This is a genomic window from Pseudarthrobacter sp. MDT3-1 (assembly GCF_054510755.1).
Window position 1 is genome coordinate 175,710 of the sequence record NZ_JBTNDX010000007.1, and the last position, 18,133, is coordinate 193,842.

An 18,133-nucleotide genomic window follows, 5' to 3' on the forward strand; every position below is an offset into this window, starting at 1 on the left:
TATCAGCGCCTGTCAGGCCCAGAGCCCAGAGCGATGCGGATCATCTGTTGACGCCCGATGTGATGCACGCTACAGTTGACCGAAGTTATACGAATAACCCACAAAACCAACTGGCCCGAGGAGGTGCCCATCATGGCTGGATCACGGCCAAAGTCAGGACCGACAATGCACGACGTCGCTGCTGCTGCCGGTGTTTCACAGGCCACCGTGTCATTGGTGCTGAATTCGGCCTCCGGGTCGCGTTTCTCCGAGGATACGCGTAAGCGTGTTCGGGACGCCGTGAACCGGCTCGGCTACCGCACGAACGCCCACGCTAAAGTTCTTCGCGAGGGCGTGGCCGGCATGATCGGTTTCATCGGCGATTCCGTGGCCACCACTCCTTTTGCGGGCGCCATCATCGAAGGCGCGCAGCAGCGGGCATGGGAGGACGGGCTCCTCCTGCTCTCGGTAAACACCGGTGGTGACAGGCAGCTCGAGGCCGCTTCCTTGGACACCATGCTCTCTTATAAGGTTGCCGGCGTGGTCTACGCCGCCATGTATCACCGCCGGCTGGAAGTTCCGGAGGCCCTGGCGGGCGTCAGGTCCGTAGTGCTGAATTCGCAAGACAGGGTCGGTCGGGTCCCGAGTGTCGCCCCGGACGAGGTCAAAGGCGGGTATGCGGCCACGAGTCGACTGCTCGAGGCAGGCCACACCAGGGTGGGGATGATCAATATCGAAACCCTGGAAAGCGGTCTTCCTGCCGCCGTCGGCCGCTACGAGGGCTACTGCGCGGCACTTGAGGAAGCGGGGCTGGACGTTGATCCGTCGCTGGTCCGTTTCGGTCAAGGCGGTGAGGAACATGGCTACAAGTACGCGATGGAGCTGCTGACCTCCAGCAACCCGCCCACCGCGATTTTCTGCGCGAATGACCGTGGCGCCTGGGGCGCCTACCAGGCCGTCTCGGACCTGCGGCTCTCAATCCCCGGGGACGTGTCGATCGTGGGGTTCGATAATCAGGCGACTCTGGCGCCGTTTCTTCGCCCCGGATTGACCACTTTTGAATTGCCGTTCGTCGCCATGGGCCGGCGCGCGGTTGACCTGATCCTCCAGGACGCGGAACCCGATGGCCGGGTCGAGCTCATGGACTGCCCTCTGATCGAACGGAACTCAGTGACCCACCCTAAGGAGATGCCATGAGCCGCACCATCCCGGCCCGACGCGGGCGTCCGGTTGCGGCGCCGTTGCCGCAACGAAAAAATTCTCTTTCGCTCCGCCTGAAGAGGATTTCCCGTGCCTGGCAGTTATACGTATTACTAACCCCGGCGATCATCTACATCCTGGTCTTCAAATACTGGCCGATGTACGGCGTGCAGATCGCGTTCAAGAACTACAACCCGGTGGACGGGTTCACTGACAGCCCCTGGGTGGGCCTGACCCACTTCATCAGGTTCGTGAACTCCTACCAGTTCGGGCAAGTGGTCGGTAACACCTTGTGGATCGCCGTCCTGGGCCTGCTGCTTGCCTTCCCCGTTCCGATCATCCTGGCTTTGCTGGTCAACCAGCTCCAGAGCGAGAAGTTCAAGAAGTTCACCCAGACGGTGCTGTATTCGCCCGCGTTCATCTCCACCGTGGTGGTGGTGGGCATCATGTTCGTGGTCCTCTCCCCACGGTCGGGGCTGGTGAACAACGCCATCCAACTGGGCGGCGGTGAGCCAATCTTCTTTATGGGTTCGGCGGAGTGGTTCCGACCCATCTACGTGATCTCTGATGTTTGGCAGAACGCCGGCTTCTCGATGATCGTGTACCTGGCGGCGCTGGCGGCCATCGACCCGGCGCTTCATGACGCGGCCAAGGTGGACGGTGCCTCCAAGCTGCAGCGTATCCGGCACATCGACCTCCCTGGCATCATGCCGGTGGTGACCATCCTGTTCATTCTGGCCATCGGCAACCTGCTCAACGTCGGCTTCGAGAAGGCACTGCTGATGCAGACGCCCCTGAATATCTCGACCTCGGAGATCATCCAGACCTACGTCTATCATGCGGGCCTGCAGCAGGCGCAGTTCAGCTATTCGGCCGCCATCGGCCTGTTCAACTCCCTCCTCAACCTGGCGCTGTTGCTCGTCTTCAACACGATTGCGCGGCGGGCCAACCAAGCGACCCTGTGGTGATGCCGAAATGTCTCTGACAACCAACCCCCGCACAACCGACACCCCGAGCCGGACCATCAACCAGGGCCGCCCCCAGCGGACCCTGCGCGACAAATACGGCGACCGCGCCTTCAGTATCGCCGCCACAGCTGTCCTGATGCTGTCCATCCTGGCCGTGGTGTACCCGCTGTACTTCATCGTGATCGCCTCCATCAGCGACCCGAATGCCGTCTACGAAGGTAAGGTCTGGCTGTTTCCTTCCGGTATGACTACCGAAGGCTACGAACGGATCTTCGCCGATAGCCGGATCTGGAATGGCCTGGGCAATACCGTCATCTATACCGTGCTCGGTACCGCCGTCAGCGTCAGCACCATCCTGTGCGGCGCCTACGCCCTGTCCCGCAAGGACATGCCGGGCCGGAAGATCCTGATGCTCCTGTTCGTCATCACGATGTTCTTCGACGGCGGCCTCATCACCAAGTATCTGGTGGTCCGCGACCTGGGCATGCTGGACACCGTCTGGGCAGTGGTCCTTCCCGGCGCGGTCGGCGTCTGGAATCTCATCATCGCCAGGTCCTTCTTCGAGCACACCATTCCGAACGAGCTACGCGAAGCCGCCCAGATGGACGGGGCAACCGACTTCAAATTCTTCTTCAAAATGGTGCTCCCACTGTCCAAACCGCTGATCATGCTCATGATCATGATCCACGTCGTGGCCCAGTGGAACTCGTTCTTCGACGCACTGATCTTCCTCAACGACGACTCCAAATACCCGCTGCAGCTCGTCCTGCGCAACATCCTCATCCAGTCAGACGTCTCCTCCACCGGAACCACCGGCGGGGACATCGAATCCTATGCCGCCGCGCAACGGATCGCAGAGCTCACCAAATACGCCATGATCGTCGTCTCGAGCCTGCCACTCATGATTGCCCTGCCATTCATGCAGAAGCACTTCACCAAGGGCGCCATGATCGGCGCCGTCAAATAGCACCTCCCCGCATCGACCGCCCTGGCAACCGCCGTCGGACGGCAGCACACCCACCGCAAGAACCCACCTCAGAATAGGAATGACCATGTCACTCAGCCGTAAATACGCCGCCCTCGGCGCCGTCCTGGCCGGAACATTGATGTTCACCGCCTGCTCCGGCGGAGGCTCCGGCACCACGGAGATCAAAGACGCCTCCGCCGAGTTCGGCTTCCAGCAAACAGGCTTCCCGATCGTCAGCAAGCAACTCGACCTGACATTCTCCGGCACCAAGACCGCCCTGGCGCCGGACTACAACACCATGACCGTGGTGCAGGAATGGGAAAAAACCACCAATATCCACATCAACTGGGAAAACCTGCCCGAAACGGTCTTCCAGGAAAAAAAGAACCTCATCCTCGCCAGCGGGGACCTGCCCGACGCCTTCTTCAACACCGGCCTGACCGACGCCGAAATCGCCACCTACTCCGCCAGCGGCACCCTCATCCCACTCGAGGGCCTGATCGAAAAGAACGCACCCAACCTCTCCAAGCTGCTCTCCGAACGGCCGGACATCAAGGCAGCCATCACCTCCTCGGACGGGCACATCTATTCCCTTCCATCGGTGGAAGAACTCGGCCTGGTCCAGTTCCCCAATGAACTGATCATCAACACTTCCTGGCTGCAAAAGCTCAACATCCCGATGCCGAAGACCATCGACGAGTTCCACGACGCCCTGCTGGCCTTCAAGACCCAGGACGCGTCCGGGACCGGCAGGACCCTCCCGCTGAGCTTCAGGCCCGGCGGTTGGACCGGCGACATCGTTGACCTCATCGCGGCCCTTGGCGGAGTGCCGGACAACATGGACCACCGCATCGTCAAGGACGATAAAGTCATCTTCACCGCCACGCAGGACGGCTACAAGAAGGCCATCCAGACCCTGCACGAGTGGTACAAGGAAGGGTTGATCGACCCCGAATCCTTCTCCCAGGACGACAAGGCCTACCTGGCCAAGGGCAAGTCCGCCACGGAAAACCTCGGCTCCTTTGTCTGGTGGGAAATCCCCGAAATGGTCGGCGCTGACCGCGCCAACAACTACTCCATCGTCCCCGTGCTTGAAGGCGTGGACGGCAAACGGATCGCCAGCCAGTCCAACAACCAGGAAATCGCCCGCGGCGCCTTCGCCATCACCCGGACCAACAAATACCCGGCCGCGACCATGCGCTGGGGCGACAACCTCTACGACCCCATCCAGTCCGCCCAAGCGAACTGGGGACCCGTCGGTGAAACCCTCCAGAAGGACGCCAGCGGCCTCCTGACCCAGATCCCCACCCCGGCCGGAACCAGCGAAGGCGAACGACGCCAAAAGGTCGCCCCGGGCGGCCCGAAGGCGAACACCGCAGAGAACTTCACAACCGTCGTCGCTCCCGAACCGCGTGCCGCTGAACGCCAGAAGGTCGTCAACGAATTTTACAAGCCCTTCGCCGGCAACGACGGCTACCCCCCGGTGGCCCTCTCCAACGAAGAACTGCAGCAGATCAGCACCATCCAGACGGACACCACCTCGCTGGTCAAGCAGAACGTCGCCAAGTGGATCGTCTCCGGCGGCATCGAGCAGGAATGGGACGGCTACGTCACCCAGCTCAAAAACGTCGGCGTCGACAAAATGATCGAGGTCTACCAGCAGGCCTACGACCGCTACAAAAAGAACTCCTAGCTCCGAGAAGCCGGGTGGGCCGGCGCAAACCGGCCCACCCCACGTTCAGGGAACCCTGCGGACAAGGGTTCTCCGCAGACCTGCACAGAAACGAGACCTCACCTTCATGACTGCCGCGACCGCCACCACGGCCGACACCTTCCGCCCGGCCCTGCACTACGCCGCCCGGAACACGTGGCTCAATGACCCCAACGGCCTCATCCACCACGACGGTGTCTTCCACCTCTACTACCAGACCAACCCGCTGGATAACGTCTGGGGCAACATGTCCTGGGGACACGCCACCTCCCCGGACCTGACCACCTGGACCGAACACCCCGTCGCCATCTCCTGTGACGAGGAAGAAGACATCTTCTCCGGCAGCATCGTCTTCGACCGGGACAACACCAGCGGATTCGGGACCGACTCGGCTCCGCCCCTGGTCGCCGTCTACACCAGCGCCTTCAAACCCGGCTCCGCGCACGAAGGCCTCCAGGCCCAGTCCCTCGCCTACAGCCGCGACGGCGGCCACACCTGGACCAAACACACCGCCAACCCCGTACTGAACCGCGGATCCGCCGAGTTCCGCGACCCGAAGGTCATAAGGTACGACGGCGGTGCCGGCAGTTACTGGGTCATGGTCGCCGTGGAAGCCAAGGACTTCCAAGTGGTGCTCTACAAGTCCGAGGACCTGAAGAGCTGGGAGATGCTGAGCACCTTCGGCCCGGCTAACGCCACCGGAGGCGTCTGGGAATGCCCTGATCTCTTCCCCCTCCCCGTCGACGGCGACCCAGAGAACGTTCAGTGGGTCCTCACCGTGAACCTCAACCCCGGCGGACCCAACAACGGCTCCGCCGGACAGTACTTTGTAGGTGACTTCGACGGGACCACGTTCACCTCGGCCACCACCGTGACCGAAGGACTCCAGGACCCGGACCGGTTGGGCGAGTACCAGTGGCTGGACTGGGGACGGGACTACTACGCCGCAGTCTCCTTCAGTGATGCCCCCGACAGCCGCCGCCTCATGATCGCCTGGATGAACAACTGGGAATACGCGAATCAGATCCCCACCTCGCCCTGGCGCAGCCCCATGACGCTGGCCCGCGAAGTATCCCTCCGCACCATTGACGGAAATGCGCGACTGATTCAAGAGGCCACCGGAGATTTCGCCTCGATTTCCGACCCTGCCCGGGCGTTCAGGCTTGCGCATATGGAAATCGCCGACGGTACACACATCCTTGATGGTGCAGCGGGCAGCGTCCAGCGCATCGATGTCACCCTGAGGCCCGGAAGCGCCACGGAATTCGGGCTTGTGGTCCGCGGCAACGGCGGCCAGGGAACCCGCATCGGCATCAGACCCGTTGAAGGCACCCTCGTCGTTGACCGGCGCGATTCCGGGCAGACAGGTTTCCACGAAACTTTCGCCTCCATCGACTCCGCCGCTATCCGGGCTATCGACGGTGACTACAAGCTCACCATCTTTGTGGACCGCTGCTCCGTTGAGGTCTTCGCCCAGGACGGCCAGGTCACCATGACCGAGCTGATCTTCCCGGCACCCACCAGTACCGACCTCGCGCTCTATTCCATCGGTGGCACAGCCACCGTAAACAACCTGAACGTCACGCAGTTCTTCGCCTGACTGAAGAATTCGCGGTCACGGCACACCAGCATCCCGGCAGAGGCCTCCCGGGTCGCTGGCACGATTGGCGCCGGGGACTCGTATATGGCAGCCCTGATCCTGGGACTCCTCGCCTGCGGGACCCGATGGCTTGGCACCCGCTGTTCTTGAGCAAGTAGGACGCACAGCTGCGATGGCGGCCGCCATCACGGTGCGGCGGCCCGGCGCAAATCCGCCGACACTCGAGGAACTCCGGACCCATCTGCAGCCGGCGAATTAACCTGGCAGCGGACCGAATCCTTCCCACATTTTCAGGCAGGCTGGAAGGCTCCGACGCTCAGGAGGGCGATGTTCGCATTAGTGCACGCGCTGGTGGGCTGGGGCAGGAACAACGACGCTGTGTCTTCGGGCGGGTAGATGCGGTAACCGGCCGCGTCCGTCAGCGTGCAGTCGCTGTAGTTCGCGGCCTGGGTGTAGCGGAGGACAGTGGTTCCGGTCTGGCCGGGCGCCAGCAGGACGTCCGCGACGGGGGTGGATTCGTCGCGGGTTGCCGCCGCACCAATCGGTGCACCGTCGGCGTTGGCGGTCAGTGACACCCCCGGGTAGCCCTTGAGCAGGCAGGGCGCCGTTCCCGTATTCGTGAGGTTCAGCTTCATGTAGACGCTGCCCGCCGCGCCGCCGCCGGACGCATCGGTAGCCGCCGACAGTGTGGCCGCTTTGCAGAGCGCGGGACCGGCCTGGGTGTTGGTCGCCGACGGCGACGCGGACGCGCCCGGAGATGACGGAGTGCTGGACGGGCTGGCGGAGTTCGTCACCGGCGTCGTCGTCCCCTGCGCCTGCGGCTGGCTCTGTCCGCAGGCGGTGAGCATCAGCGCCGCCGCCGCGACCGCCGTCGTAATAACAAACCCTTGTGCAATGCGCTGAGACGTCATGGCACCACCTTTGTTGCTGCTGCGACGGGAGTCAACGATGCCACGGGCAGGCAGGACGATTTGATGCCCGGATCGTGATCATCCGGACATCAAATCCCGCGATGTTACGTGGCGGATTCCTGCCGGCGCTTCGAGCCGCTGCGCGCGAAGGCCACCCCGCCCAGGGCGAGGCCGCCGAGGCCGGCGGCAAGCCCAGCCCAGCTGCGGGCGTCCGCGCCGCTGTCAGTCACGGCGGCTGCCTGTTCGGTGGCCGGGGTTTCGGTGGTGTGCGCCGCGGAAGCAGCGCCGTGGCCGTCCGCGCTGGCCGGCTCGGTGATGGTGATGGACGGTGCCGGGGCCTTCAGGGAGTGCGGGTCCTGCCCGTCCTTGGCGATCTCCGACCAGTCGGTCTGTCCCGTTTCGCACGACTGCAGCGTGGGGAAGTAGAGCGTGGAGCCTGCCGCGTCGGGCAGCTTGACCGACAGCACCAGGGCATCGCGCAGTTCATGGGCCAGCGGAGTTTTGGCCGTGTACACAATCTGGCTGGTGCGTTTGGTGATGGAGGAGCCGTCGGCCAGTTTCTTGGGCTCGGCGAGCTGTTCGGTCACCTTTTCCACGGTCCAGTTGGGGTTCACCGTGGGCTGGGCGTCGTTGAGTTCGGCCGGCAGGGTGATGGCCACTTTCGTGGTGCCGGACTCCTCGCAGCCGTGCGGGATGCCGAAGGTCAGGAGGGCGTACGAGTTGGCGTCGGTCTTGTCCGGCTTGACGCCGACGTGGGCGGACGCGCCTGCTGCTGCGGTCAGGATCAGGACGGCTGCGCCGCCGGTGGCTGCCACTGCGGTGAGGGTGCGGCGAAGGAATGTGGTGGTCATGGGGTTGCCTTTCGGACGCACGCCGGATGGGGGCGTGCGGAAGTACGGGATGGGGCCCGCGGCCTGCGGAAGTGCGGTGCGGGCGGAGTCAGGAAAGTACGACGGCGGAAGGCGGGCCGCGTCGGCTGTGTTGCCTGAGGTTCCGCCAGGGGCGGAGGGGGAGAACCGCCGGTGGGGCAGTCACCGCACGCGGTGTTCCGGCGTCGGGTGTTACTGCTTCGGGGAGCCGGACGAGGGGCCTCAGCCACGCGGCCAGAGCCCACAGCGCGGCTTCACCCTTGGCAAGCAGGAGGGCGCACGCGCCGGTGGCGAGTGCGTGGGTCAGGAGCATCAGGATGCCCGCTGATCCGGCATCGTGGACGTGTCCGGTGGCAGCGATGACGGGCGCGGCGGCGCCGGCGAGGTGGGCGTTATGGAGCCCGGAGGCGGCAGCGCTTACAGCGGTACCCGACGAACTGAAGACCGTGAAGGCTTCGTGCAGGATGAACTGTCCCGCGCCGAGGACAGTGAGCATGGCTGGAAAATTGAGTCGCAGCCTCGTGGCCGTGGTGGCTGCCAGGACTGTCAGTGCGAGCACGGCCAGCAGGATGCCTGGGGCGGGAAGGTCGCCGCCGCCGGCGACGTGGGCGCCTGCGGCAAGTGTCAGGATTCCCGTGGACAGGGAGGCGGCGCGAAGGAAATGGAAGGGTGGCCGGGCGTGGTTGGTGCGCACGGATCCTCCTTATTGCGGTCGCCGGTGACGGGCTTCAGTCGCGTTCTTCCAGTGTTCTTCGGCGACGTTCAGATTCTAGCGGCCTTTGGGCGGGCCACCGGTGTGTGACGGGCGGTGCAGCGCGATCACGTTCGATGGAGATTCTGTCGTTTCGGATGGCTCGTCTGCCAAGTTGAAGAAACCCATGGCCAGGTCGAGGCACTGGATGGCCACCGGGGGAACGCGGTAATCGGTCGCCGCCTCCACCAATCCGAGTTCGGCGAGAAGGGTCAGCTTCTGCTGTGCTTGCAGGGCCGCGAGCGACGCGTAGACCTCTTCGAGGCCCGTTTCTTCGAGTTTCGTGTCTTCAAGGTCTACGTCCTGAAGCAAGGCGCCCTCAAGGTCCGGCGACGCCATCCGTTCGAGTTCCGCCACGGGCATCGGTTCATCGGTGGTGCCATAGGTGAGGACGGCCAGCAGTGTCCCGGCTACCGCTTCCTGGTCCCACACCTGGTCCTCGTCGGTGAGCACTCCGACCAAAAGGACCACCGACAGCATCCGGCGGATGTCCAGCCGTTCCTCGATCCTCGTGCTGTTCCAGGCGGCCACTTCCGGGCCGGGAATGGCTTTGGTGGATCCGAGCGTGATCAGGTTTGCCCCCACCAGAGCTGACCAGATGTCTCGGAGCACAGGCACGTCGTGCATGGTTCCAACTTCCAGCAACGTTTTGGGCCGGCTCTCGGCAGTTTCCAGATCGAAAAGTGGGAGGGTCCGACTCGCGGCCCGCTTTCCACAGGCATGTACTCCTACGGCTGCGGCTGCCGGCTCGATGTCCTTAAGCCGCAGGGCACCCGTGCTGGTGATTTCCTTGCCGGTTCCGATCCAGTCCAGCAGGGAGGTGGCATGCTGGATCAGCGGCATGGCATTGAACGCAGCCTCCTGGTGGTCGTCGCTGAGGTCAGGTACCTGGATAACCGGCAATTGCGGGACAGCTGCGGTGATACCGTTTCCCAGCGCAGCATGGAGTTCCTCGTAGGCGGCGTCCGTGCCGCTCCAGCGGCCGGTCGCCTTCAGGAAATGGATGTAGGAGTGCAGTGCGAAGTAGATGTTGTCGAAGACCTCATCCATTTCATCGGGGTCCAACGACACCGCAATTGCTCCGGCCGCCTGCTCCACGCCGTCACTGTCGATTGCGGTGGCCGAACTCGAACCGTTGATGGTGTGCTGCGCCGTGAGGAAGAGCTTGACCAGTTCGAGGCACTCGAACGCATCGGCAGGGTCAGGGGCTTCAGCCGCGTTCCATTGAATGAAATCGACAGCCATCGAGTCAATTGCCCGATGGTTCAGGACCAGCTGCAACGGCATCTTGGGCGCCGACGGAACAGCCTTCAGGTGCCGCCGGTCCTTGTTCTTGCTCTTCGATTTGCCGGTCTTTTTGGTCAAGGAGTGCCTCCGGTGTCAACGGGCGATCGTCCCACATTCGATGGCTGGGATAACCGCGGATGTATCGAGCTTACAAAGCCGGACTGCCGGCGAGCAGTTCCGCCAGGACATCAGCGGCGGAGTCATGCCGGATCAGCGGTGTGGCCTGCCCCGCCCACAGTGACATAAGCTCCGTGTTTCCCAGGGCGGCTGCCTGTGGGCGGAAGCGGCCGGTGAGCCAGTTCTGGACGGGGAACGGGGCTATTCCGGCTTCCGAGAGTCCACCCGCCGCCAGTTTGGCCTCTGACAGTTTGGCCACTGACAGTTCGGCGATGATGCGGTTGGGGATCCCGCGGGCAAGCCGTCCGCTGAGTGCCCTTGTCAGCACTGTTTCCCGCGCGGCCGGGCTGTGGAGGATGGCCCGGTATTCAGGCACAGCCGCGGATTCGCGGGTGGCCAGGAACGCCGAGCCCACCTGGACCGCGTCGGCGCCGAGGGCTCGTGCAGCAGCGTAGCCGCGGCGGTCTGCAACGCCGCCGGCAGCGATGACTGGAATGTCGACGGCGTCAACCACCTGCGGAACCAATGCAAAGGTTCCGATCAGGGACTCCTCCGCGGGCTTCAGGAACGAGACGCGGTGCCCGCCGGACTCCATGCCGCTGGCGACTACAGCATCCACGCCACCGGTTTCCAGGGCGATGGCTTCCGCGACGGTCGTGGCGGTGCCCACCAGGACTATTCCACGCCGGTGAGCCTCCTCCACCAGTTCCGGCGCGGGCACACCGAAGACAAAGCTGACGACGGCGGGACCCGCCTCCAGGCTTGCCTCCACCTGTTCTTCGTAATTGGGCAGGTAGCGGTCCGGCATGTGCGGAAGCGGCAGGCCCAGTTCGTCAAAGTACGGCTTCAGGGTTTCGAGGTAGTGGTCGAAGTCCGCTTGGGGGAGTGAGGTGGCTTCGTCGCCGGTGGGAATCCAGAGGTTGAGGGCGAACGGTTTCGCCGTTGTCTTCCTGAGCTCAGCTGCGGTGTTCCGAATGGCGTCGGCACCGTAACCGTAGAGGCCGTAGGAACCCAGCCCTCCGCCTTCGCTCACGGCTGCTGTCAGCTCCACGGAAGACACTCCGCCGAACGGACCCAGCACCACCGGAACGTCCGTGCCGAACAGTTCGGTGATGCGGTTTGGCCGGGCGGAGGTGCGGTTCTCGGGCGTCATGCGGGCAGCTCCTGGCAGGTCGGCGTTGGCTTCAGGACCCAGTCTCGCAGGGCTGGCGGCCGCTGCCCAATCTGTGCACGCGAAGTCAGTCTGTTTCGGGGCCTGAGCAGTAATGGCAGTCGTCGGGGCAGGTTTCGGTCACGGCTGGCTCCAAGGGATTTCGAGGCCTTCGCAGACCTGGAAGAGTCTGCGTCCGCCCATTGGCGCGATTCGTCATCGAAGTCACGGTTGGTCCTTAAAGATCGGGTGCCGGTCAGGTATGCCGGTCCAATACATCCAACCCCAAGGGCACTGTCTGCTCAATGGAGGATGTGACCACGGTTGCCGCACCCGTTTGTGCAGGCATCCAGTAGGGCCATGTACCGCGACATGGGGGCGAGGCTAGACTGCTGGCGTAAGTCGCCAACCACCTCAGGGAGCACATGATGAACTACTCAGGAACTGGCAACGAAAAAGCCACCCCGGCCAGCGAACTCAACAGGACCCACGTGGGTCAGACCGTCAGTTTTGAGCCAGACGAATTCACGCTGGTGTTCGGAAAAATCTCGGCCATTGCGCGCAAGGAAGGCGGCGTGACCATCGCCCTGCAGGGCGTCGAAGGAAGTGGCGGCCTGCAGTCCAGCTACAGCCTCCCGGGCAGTCAGCACGTCTACCTGCAGCCGGACATGCTCACCAACACCGAGTCCACCATTAAGGACCTCTTCGGCAAGGTCCAGGAGAACCTGCGCGGCGGGCACAAGGGGGACGACAGGACGGACAAGCTCTAACAGAGGAGCGGTCCCTCGGGTACAACAAAGGCCCTTGCCTTCTAAGACGGGGAGGGCCCGAATTGGGCCGGGCGTAGGGTGGAAGCTAGACGGAAGGAGCACTTCATGAAGAAAATCCTCATGGTACTGACCAGCGTTTCCGAGATCGGCGATACCGGAGAGAAGACCGGGTACAACGTGGCCGAGGCCGCACATCCCTGGAAGGTCTTCAAGGATTCCGGGCATTTCGTCGACTTCGCTTCCATCCAGGGCGGCCAGCCCCCGCGCGACGAGGTGGACTCAAAAGATCCCATCCAGGTCGCCTTCACGGAGGACGAGACCACGCGCGCCGGTCTCTACAACACTGCCCGCGTCAACGTCGTTGATCCCGACCAGTACGACGCCGTCTTCCTCGTGGGAGGCCACGGCACCATGTGGGACTTCCCGGACAGCGAAGGCCTGCAGAACCTTGTAGCCAGCGTCTACAACGCCGGCGGTGTGGTGGGCGCTGTCTGTCACGGGCCGGCCGGACTGCTGAAGGTCGAGTTGGCCAACGGCTTTCGGCTGGTCGAGGGCAGGAAGGTCGCTGCCTTCACCAACGACGAGGAGGTTGCCGCAGGGAAGGACAAGGTCATCCCGTTCTTTTTGGCAGACCGGCTTGAGGAGCAGGGTGCCACCCATGTCTCCGCTGGTGTCTTTGAGGAAATGGTCGTGGTCGACGACCGGCTGGTGACCGGCCAGAACCCGGCCTCAGCCGCCGGCGTGGCCAAGGAGATGGAGAAGCTCCTGGCAGAGGTCATCCACCAGGAAAAAGCCGAGGAGCAGCACGTGGCGGAGGCGCTGCGCGCCGAAAAGGACGCAGAGAAGAGCGCCAAGAAGGCGGCTGCGGCTGGGACTGAGCACTAACGCCTGCAGGGGCACTGAAACTGGCGGCCGCCAGCAGCCGTACGTGCGCCGGCGACCATACTGTCCAACGCATCGCCGACCTGCTTCAGGTTCGGCGCTGCACGATGTACGGCCACCTCAACAAATCAAGGGGCCAAGTTTGCGGGAAAACAAAACCCCCGCTTCCCTTTGTTTATGAAGGGAAGCAGGGGCCTTGCCAATTGGCGGTGACGGTGGGATTTGAACCCACGTTGGCTTTGACACCAAACAACATTTCGAGTGTTGCACCTTCGGCCGCTCGGACACGTCACCAACCTGAATAGGTTACCGGAGCATACCGCCCATCCACAAAACGGCAGGCATTCAGCCCCCGGATGGTGCAAAGGGACATCTATGCCCACGCCAGCGTCCGAGGACACGATGGGCCCTGCAGGATTCTGCTCGGCTCGTCGAATGGACGCATGCTGGGGGCATGTAGCTTCTGAGTTATGCACATAGCGATTCAGCCTGGCCGTTATTGTCAGACCCTCGCGGGATGATTTGGGTATGGATAGCAGAGCAGCTGTGGCGACGGCGGAGTCCCTTGCGGTGTCCTTCGCTGAGCTGGCTGTGGTGCTCCGGGACGGGACTGATTCCGGCTGTTCCGGGGAGGCTGATCCTATGCGTCGGCGGGCAGATGAATTCCTGGACGGGCTGGCCGAGATCTCACGGCTGGACGCGAAAAGTGCCGCACTGAAGGCCTGGCTGGCTGCCGGTTACTCCGCCGCCGCCGAGGCTTTGGCGGGCCCTGCAACGTCGCCCGAGGACCATACCGGGCAGGAGATGGCCGTCGTCGCGGAGGTCGCCTGCGTGCTGACGGTCAGTGAACGGGCTGCCGGGGCCCTCCTCGCCGAGGCCTACGCGCTGACCACGGCCCTGCCTTTGACGTTCTCCGCGCTGCAGGCAGGGACGATTTCGTGGCAGCACGCCCGGATCATGGTCGACGAAACCGTGAACCTGGACCCTGCCGGCGCCCAAGCCCTCGAAGCGCATTTCCTGGACCCAGACGCACCGAACCCGGCGAGGAGTGGCCCGGCCGGTGAGCTCATCCCCGGGCGGTTTCGGCACCAGGCCCGGACCTGGCGGGAACGCCACCACCCGGTCAGCATCGAAAAACGCCACGCACGCAGCACCGCCGATCGGCGCCTGGAGTATGCCCCGGACCGCGACGGCATGGCCTGGCTCTCCGCCTACCTCCCCGCCGATCAGGCTGCCGGAATCTGGAACCGCACCACCACCGCAGCCCGCGCCCTCCAAGGACCTCATGAGTGCCGGACCCTCACGCAGCTCCGCGCTGACAGCGTCGCCGCCTGGCTCCTCGGTGCCACAGATAATGCGGCCGGGGATGCAAATGGGAATGACCGTGTTCCGTCACCGCGGGCACAGGTCCTCGTTACCGTCCCGGTGTTCTCGCTCCTAGGCCTCACGGATGAACCGGCCATGCTCGACGGGTACGGGCCTATTCCGCCGTCCGTGGCCCGCCAGCTGGTCGCCGACGGCGCCGAATCCTTCCACCGCGTCCTCATCGACCCCCGCGACGGAGCACCCCTGGAGATCGGCAGAACCAGCTACCGCGTGACCAAAGCCCAGCGCCAATGGCTGCGGTTGCGCGACGGAAAGTGCCCGTTCCCCGGCTGCAGCAACCACTCCCTCGACAACGAAGCAGACCACCTCCTCGCCTGGGCCCGGGGAGGATCCACCGGGATCAACAATCTCGGCCAACCGTGCCACAAACACCACAGACTCCGCCACACCACAGCTTGGAAACCCACCACCGCCACCAAGAACGAACCACCCGGCTGGATATCACCCACCGGACGCCACTACAAAAGCGAACACCCAGACTGGGAACCACCGGAGTGGCCAAAACATCTACCTGGCAATGAACTGCCCGACTGTGGGCTGCCATCGGACGACATCGTCCCAGACGACGCGCTGCCGGACGGGCCCGTGCCCGAAGACCCCTACCCGAGCTGGGACTTCACTGCTCACAGCACTGTCTGGCCGCCAGCGCCAAGCGACGCCAGCGCCAAGCGACGCCAGCGCCAAGTGACGGCAGGGCCAACGTGGGCAGGGTTAGGGCACTGGCAGGGCCAAGACGGGCAGAACTGGGCTTCTCTCCCATCGGGCTCTCCTCTCATCAACGGCGCGAACGGACAGTTAGGGCCCGGATTTCAAGGGCCGCAAGTGTTCGTTCGCGCCGGGTGGGTGTCGCGGAGAGCCCTCACGGACTAGATTCATGAGCAAGATGACCAAGTCACGCAGAGAAGCGCAGGCGACCGCATACTGGACCACGGGCCCGGAACACGGCGAGCTCCGCAGCGAGGCCCTGCCCGCTCCCGGGCCCGGCGAAGTTTTGGTCCGCACGCTGTACTCAGGCATCAGCAAAGGCACGGAAATTGTGGTGCACAAAGGCTCCGTCCCGCCCCGCGTGGCTGCGGAAATGCGCGCCCCGCACCAGGAGGGTACCTTCCCGTCGCCCGTGAAGTTCGGATATCTCTCAGTGGGCGTTGTGGAGGAGGGGCCCGAAGGTTGGGCGGGCCAGAAGGTCTTCTGCCTCAATCCCCATCAGGACCGCTATGTCATTTCCGCCGACGCCCTCACCAGGATTCCCGACGGCGTCCCCGCCCGCCGCGCCGTCCTGACCGGCACCGTTGAAACGGCCATTAACGCCCTCTGGGAAGCCGGACCGAGGCTGGGGGACCGGGTCGCCGTCGTCGGCGCGGGTCTGGTGGGAGGCATGGTGGCGACACTGCTGCGGACTTTCCCGCTGGCCCGCCTCCAGCTCGTGGACCTGGACCCGGAACGTAAGCACTTGGCGGACAGGCTCGGCGTGGAATTCGCCCGCCCGGATGATGCCAAACCCGACTGCGACATCGTGTTCCACTGCTCCGCTTCCCCGGAAGGCCTCGAACGCAGCCTGCAGCTGGCCGGCGATGAGGGGGAGATCATCGAGATGTCCTGGTACGCCAACCGCAAGGTCACGCTGCCGCTGGGTGAAGACTTTCACGCACGCAGGCTCTCCATCCGGGCCAGCCAGGTGGGCGTGGTTGCCCGGGCACGGCGACACCGCCGGACCACGGCCGAGCGCCTGGAATTGGCTGTTGGGCTCCTCACGGACCCCGTCTTCGATGCCTTCCTGACCGGCGCCTCTCCGTTCACGGACCTGCCGGCCGTAGTGCAGAACCTCGCGGACGGCACGCTCGAAGCCCTGTGCCACGTGATCGAATACCCCAACGCAGACAGTCCCGCGGAAGCCAACCCCAAAGACAGGAAGTAGCCCGTGTTCAGCCTGACCGTCCGACGTCATTTCATGATCGCCCACAGCCTCCCGCGGGACGTATTTGGCCCGGCCCAGGCCCTCCACGGGGCGACGTTCGTGGCGGAGGTGACGTTCCGCCGTCGTGCGCTGAACCAGGACGCGATCGTCCTGGACATCGGGGCCGCCGGCGGCATCATCGAGGACGTGCTGTCCGGCCTCAACTACAAAAACCTGGACGAACACCCGGACTTCGAAGGGAAGCTCAGCACCACCGAGGCGCTCGCGGAATACATCGCCCACGCCGTCGCAGCCAAGCTCACGGATGACGACGACGGCCGCGAGCTCGCCGGGATCGACGTCACCCTGCGCGAAAATCCGGACGCCTGGGCCACCTACACCCACTACCTGTCCGCCTGATCCCATGCTGATCAGGTTCCTGGTCCCCGCCAACATCCGCCACAACTCCGGCGGCAACGTCTACAACGCGCGGCTCACCCAAGGCCTGAGATCCTTGGGGGTTGCCGTGGAGATACTGGCGGTGGAAGGTTCGTGGCCTGACGCCAGCGCTGGACAACGACGGCGGCTGGGCGGCCTGCTGGGCGCCTGGGACCCAAGGGTGGACTCACCGCAGGCGAACATCACCCCAGAAACGGTCACCTTCGTGGACGGGCTGATTGCGTGCGGTGCGCCTAGCGAACTGGAGTACGCCGCGGCCGCCGGACAACACGCGTGGGTCCTGCAGCACATGCCGTCGCCCAGCCACCCCGACGGCGAAGGGCGGGCACTGCGGGCGGCCGCCGGAGTGATCTGCACCAGTTCGTCCGCAGCGGCCTCGGCGGCAGAAAAGCACGGGCTTCCCGCCAGCCCGGTTGCCTTGCCCGGGACGGATCCTGCACCGGTGGCGCCTGGTTCGGCCCCGCCCCACATCATCGCGGTGGCAGCGCTGCTGCCCAACAAGGACCAGCTGCTGACCGTGGCCGCGCTGGCCAGGCTCCAGGACCTCGCTTGGACAGCGTCCCTCGTGGGAACGGACGACGCCGATCCCGCCTACGCGGCGCAGGTCCGGGCAGCCATTGCCTCCTCTGGAATGGAGGACAGGGTGCGCATGACCGGCCAGCTCGCCGGTACCGCCCTGGCGGACGAGTGGAGCCGGACGGACCTGAGCCTTCTTGTGTCCCGGGCCGAAGCCTTTGGGCTTGTGGTGACGGAATCGCTGGCCCACGGGATTCCCGTCATCGTGCGGGAGGGAACCGGCGCCGTGGACGCGTTGGGACTCGCCCGAAGACTCGCCGGCAGGCTCGCGGGAAGACCGGACGGCGAGCGTGGTGGTGAACGTGATGCCGGGACATATGCGGTGCCAGGTGCCGCCGTCGGACTCGCCGGACCCGAAGGCGACGCACCTCGTGGCAACGGACCTGAAGACCACCACGCGGACGTGCTCGCTGCCGTGATCCGGCAGTGGCTGGTGGACGGATCCCTCCGAGCCGGCTGGCGTGCCGCTGCCCTGGCGGCACGGGAACAGCTGCCCGGCTGGGACTCCACTGCCCGGAACGTCCTGGAAATCCTCGGCGTGCCTGCTAAAAAGTGTTATGTCGCAGGACATCGGTGACAGTTCTGCCTCAGGACAATAGTGACACTTCGGCCTTTCTTGGTGGTGACACTTCCAGAGGGTTAACGCGGCTTTGAGC

At 64.4% G+C, this 18,133-nt stretch carries 16 protein-coding genes, 1 tRNA gene and 1 pseudogene; 12 read left to right on the top strand and 6 right to left on the bottom strand.

What is annotated here, in order from left to right:
- Positions 1-165: 165 nt before the first annotated feature.
- The 6 genes and pseudogenes from ACX80X_RS07865 to ACX80X_RS07890 all read left to right on the top strand — a co-directional run.
- The gene (locus ACX80X_RS07865) at positions 166-1,176 is read left to right on the top strand and encodes a LacI family DNA-binding transcriptional regulator (protein WP_252599786.1); all 1,011 of its coding nucleotides are present in this window, start codon (positions 166-168) and stop codon (positions 1,174-1,176) included.
- Complete coding sequence (locus ACX80X_RS07870; RefSeq protein WP_459311683.1) at positions 1,173-2,147, top strand: ABC transporter permease; 975 nt, start codon at positions 1,173-1,175, stop codon at positions 2,145-2,147. The genes ACX80X_RS07865 and ACX80X_RS07870 overlap by 4 nt, the downstream gene beginning before the upstream one ends.
- Positions 2,148-2,154: 7 nt before the next feature.
- Positions 2,155-3,114, top strand: coding sequence for a carbohydrate ABC transporter permease (locus ACX80X_RS07875; protein WP_252610795.1), 960 nt, complete (start codon positions 2,155-2,157; stop codon positions 3,112-3,114).
- 85 nt (positions 3,115-3,199) lie between these two features.
- Positions 3,200-4,807, top strand: coding sequence for an ABC transporter substrate-binding protein (locus tag ACX80X_RS07880; RefSeq protein WP_459311685.1), 1,608 nt, complete (start codon positions 3,200-3,202; stop codon positions 4,805-4,807).
- A gap of 106 nt (positions 4,808-4,913) precedes the next feature.
- Positions 4,914-6,425, top strand: a complete 1,512-nt coding sequence (locus ACX80X_RS07885; protein ID WP_252599780.1) for a glycoside hydrolase family 32 protein — start codon at positions 4,914-4,916, stop codon at positions 6,423-6,425.
- A gap of 27 nt (positions 6,426-6,452) precedes the next feature.
- Positions 6,453-6,684: pseudogene (locus tag ACX80X_RS07890) on the top strand (PfkB family carbohydrate kinase); the annotation flags it as partial.
- A 31-nt stretch (positions 6,685-6,715) separates the two neighbouring features.
- On the opposite strand, the gene ACX80X_RS07895 reads toward ACX80X_RS07890, so the two are convergent.
- The 5 genes from ACX80X_RS07895 to ACX80X_RS07915 form a co-directional block, all read right to left on the bottom strand.
- On the bottom strand, positions 6,716-7,336 hold the full coding sequence (locus ACX80X_RS07895; protein ID WP_252599778.1) for a DUF4232 domain-containing protein: 621 nt from the start codon (positions 7,334-7,336) through the stop codon (positions 6,716-6,718).
- A 104-nt stretch (positions 7,337-7,440) separates the two neighbouring features.
- A complete protein-coding gene (locus ACX80X_RS07900) occupies positions 7,441-8,187 on the bottom strand; it encodes a YcnI family copper-binding membrane protein (RefSeq protein WP_252610797.1) in 747 nt (248 codons plus the stop codon).
- Positions 8,188-8,275: 88 nt separating this feature from the next.
- On the bottom strand, positions 8,276-8,899 hold the full coding sequence (locus tag ACX80X_RS07905; RefSeq protein ID WP_252599775.1) for a hypothetical protein: 624 nt from the start codon (positions 8,897-8,899) through the stop codon (positions 8,276-8,278).
- Between the two features lie 75 nt (positions 8,900-8,974).
- Complete coding sequence (locus tag ACX80X_RS07910; protein WP_252599774.1) at positions 8,975-10,321, bottom strand: hypothetical protein; 1,347 nt, start codon at positions 10,319-10,321, stop codon at positions 8,975-8,977.
- Between the two features lie 70 nt (positions 10,322-10,391).
- A complete protein-coding gene (locus tag ACX80X_RS07915; RefSeq protein ID WP_252599773.1) occupies positions 10,392-11,513 on the bottom strand; it encodes an NAD(P)H-dependent flavin oxidoreductase in 1,122 nt (373 codons plus the stop codon).
- 422 nt (positions 11,514-11,935) lie between these two features.
- Between ACX80X_RS07915 and ACX80X_RS07920 the strand changes: the two genes are divergently transcribed.
- Both ACX80X_RS07920 and ACX80X_RS07925 read left to right on the top strand, forming a co-directional pair.
- Positions 11,936-12,280 carry a hypothetical protein gene (locus ACX80X_RS07920; protein WP_252599772.1) on the top strand — a complete coding sequence of 115 codons (345 nt, stop codon included), beginning with the start codon at positions 11,936-11,938 and terminating at the stop codon, positions 12,278-12,280.
- Between the two features lie 105 nt (positions 12,281-12,385).
- The gene (locus ACX80X_RS07925; protein ID WP_252599770.1) at positions 12,386-13,165 is read left to right on the top strand and encodes a type 1 glutamine amidotransferase domain-containing protein; all 780 of its coding nucleotides are present in this window, start codon (positions 12,386-12,388) and stop codon (positions 13,163-13,165) included.
- A 201-nt stretch (positions 13,166-13,366) separates the two neighbouring features.
- Here the strand turns inward: ACX80X_RS07925 and ACX80X_RS07930 are convergent.
- Positions 13,367-13,456, bottom strand: a tRNA-Ser gene (locus ACX80X_RS07930).
- A gap of 234 nt (positions 13,457-13,690) precedes the next feature.
- Between ACX80X_RS07930 and ACX80X_RS07935 the strand changes: the two genes are divergently transcribed.
- Genes ACX80X_RS07935 through ACX80X_RS07950 form a run of 4 tightly spaced genes read left to right on the top strand, consistent with a single transcriptional unit; the run spans position 13,691 to position 18,054 of the window.
- The gene (locus ACX80X_RS07935; RefSeq protein ID WP_252599769.1) at positions 13,691-15,418 is read left to right on the top strand and encodes an HNH endonuclease signature motif containing protein; all 1,728 of its coding nucleotides are present in this window, start codon (positions 13,691-13,693) and stop codon (positions 15,416-15,418) included.
- Positions 15,419-15,431: 13 nt separating this feature from the next.
- Complete coding sequence (locus tag ACX80X_RS07940) at positions 15,432-16,463, top strand: dehydrogenase (protein WP_252599832.1); 1,032 nt, start codon at positions 15,432-15,434, stop codon at positions 16,461-16,463.
- 3 nt (positions 16,464-16,466) lie between these two features.
- Positions 16,467-16,862 (top strand): 6-pyruvoyl trahydropterin synthase family protein, encoded by a 396-nt coding sequence (locus ACX80X_RS07945; protein ID WP_252599768.1) that lies wholly within the window; start codon positions 16,467-16,469, stop codon positions 16,860-16,862.
- Positions 16,863-16,866: 4 nt separating this feature from the next.
- Complete coding sequence (locus tag ACX80X_RS07950; protein WP_459311689.1) at positions 16,867-18,054, top strand: glycosyltransferase; 1,188 nt, start codon at positions 16,867-16,869, stop codon at positions 18,052-18,054.
- The last annotated feature ends 79 nt before the right edge of the window (positions 18,055-18,133 follow it).

Bases quoted from the DNA above. Each gene is read 5' to 3' on its own strand.
- ACX80X_RS07870 (WP_459311683.1), top strand. From the start codon at position 1,173: ATGAGCCGCACCATCCCGGCCCGACGCGGGCGTCCGGTTGCGGCGCCG.
- ACX80X_RS07865 (WP_252599786.1), top strand. From the start codon at position 166: ATGCACGACGTCGCTGCTGCTGCCGGTGTTTCACAGGCCACCGTGTCA.
- ACX80X_RS07925 (WP_252599770.1), top strand. From the start codon at position 12,386: ATGAAGAAAATCCTCATGGTACTGACCAGCGTTTCCGAGATCGGCGAT.
- ACX80X_RS07950 (WP_459311689.1), top strand. From the start codon at position 16,867: ATGCTGATCAGGTTCCTGGTCCCCGCCAACATCCGCCACAACTCCGGC.
- ACX80X_RS07920 (WP_252599772.1), top strand. From the start codon at position 11,936: ATGATGAACTACTCAGGAACTGGCAACGAAAAAGCCACCCCGGCCAGC.
- ACX80X_RS07940 (WP_252599832.1), top strand. From the start codon at position 15,432: ATGACCAAGTCACGCAGAGAAGCGCAGGCGACCGCATACTGGACCACG.
- ACX80X_RS07895 (WP_252599778.1), bottom strand. From the start codon at position 7,336: ATGACGTCTCAGCGCATTGCACAAGGGTTTGTTATTACGACGGCGGTC.
- ACX80X_RS07900 (WP_252610797.1), bottom strand. From the start codon at position 8,187: ATGACCACCACATTCCTTCGCCGCACCCTCACCGCAGTGGCAGCCACC.
- ACX80X_RS07875 (WP_252610795.1), top strand. From the start codon at position 2,155: ATGTCTCTGACAACCAACCCCCGCACAACCGACACCCCGAGCCGGACC.
- ACX80X_RS07935 (WP_252599769.1), top strand. From the start codon at position 13,691: ATGGATAGCAGAGCAGCTGTGGCGACGGCGGAGTCCCTTGCGGTGTCC.
- ACX80X_RS07885 (WP_252599780.1), top strand. From the start codon at position 4,914: ATGACTGCCGCGACCGCCACCACGGCCGACACCTTCCGCCCGGCCCTG.
- ACX80X_RS07915 (WP_252599773.1), bottom strand. From the start codon at position 11,513: ATGACGCCCGAGAACCGCACCTCCGCCCGGCCAAACCGCATCACCGAA.
- ACX80X_RS07880 (WP_459311685.1), top strand. From the start codon at position 3,200: ATGTCACTCAGCCGTAAATACGCCGCCCTCGGCGCCGTCCTGGCCGGA.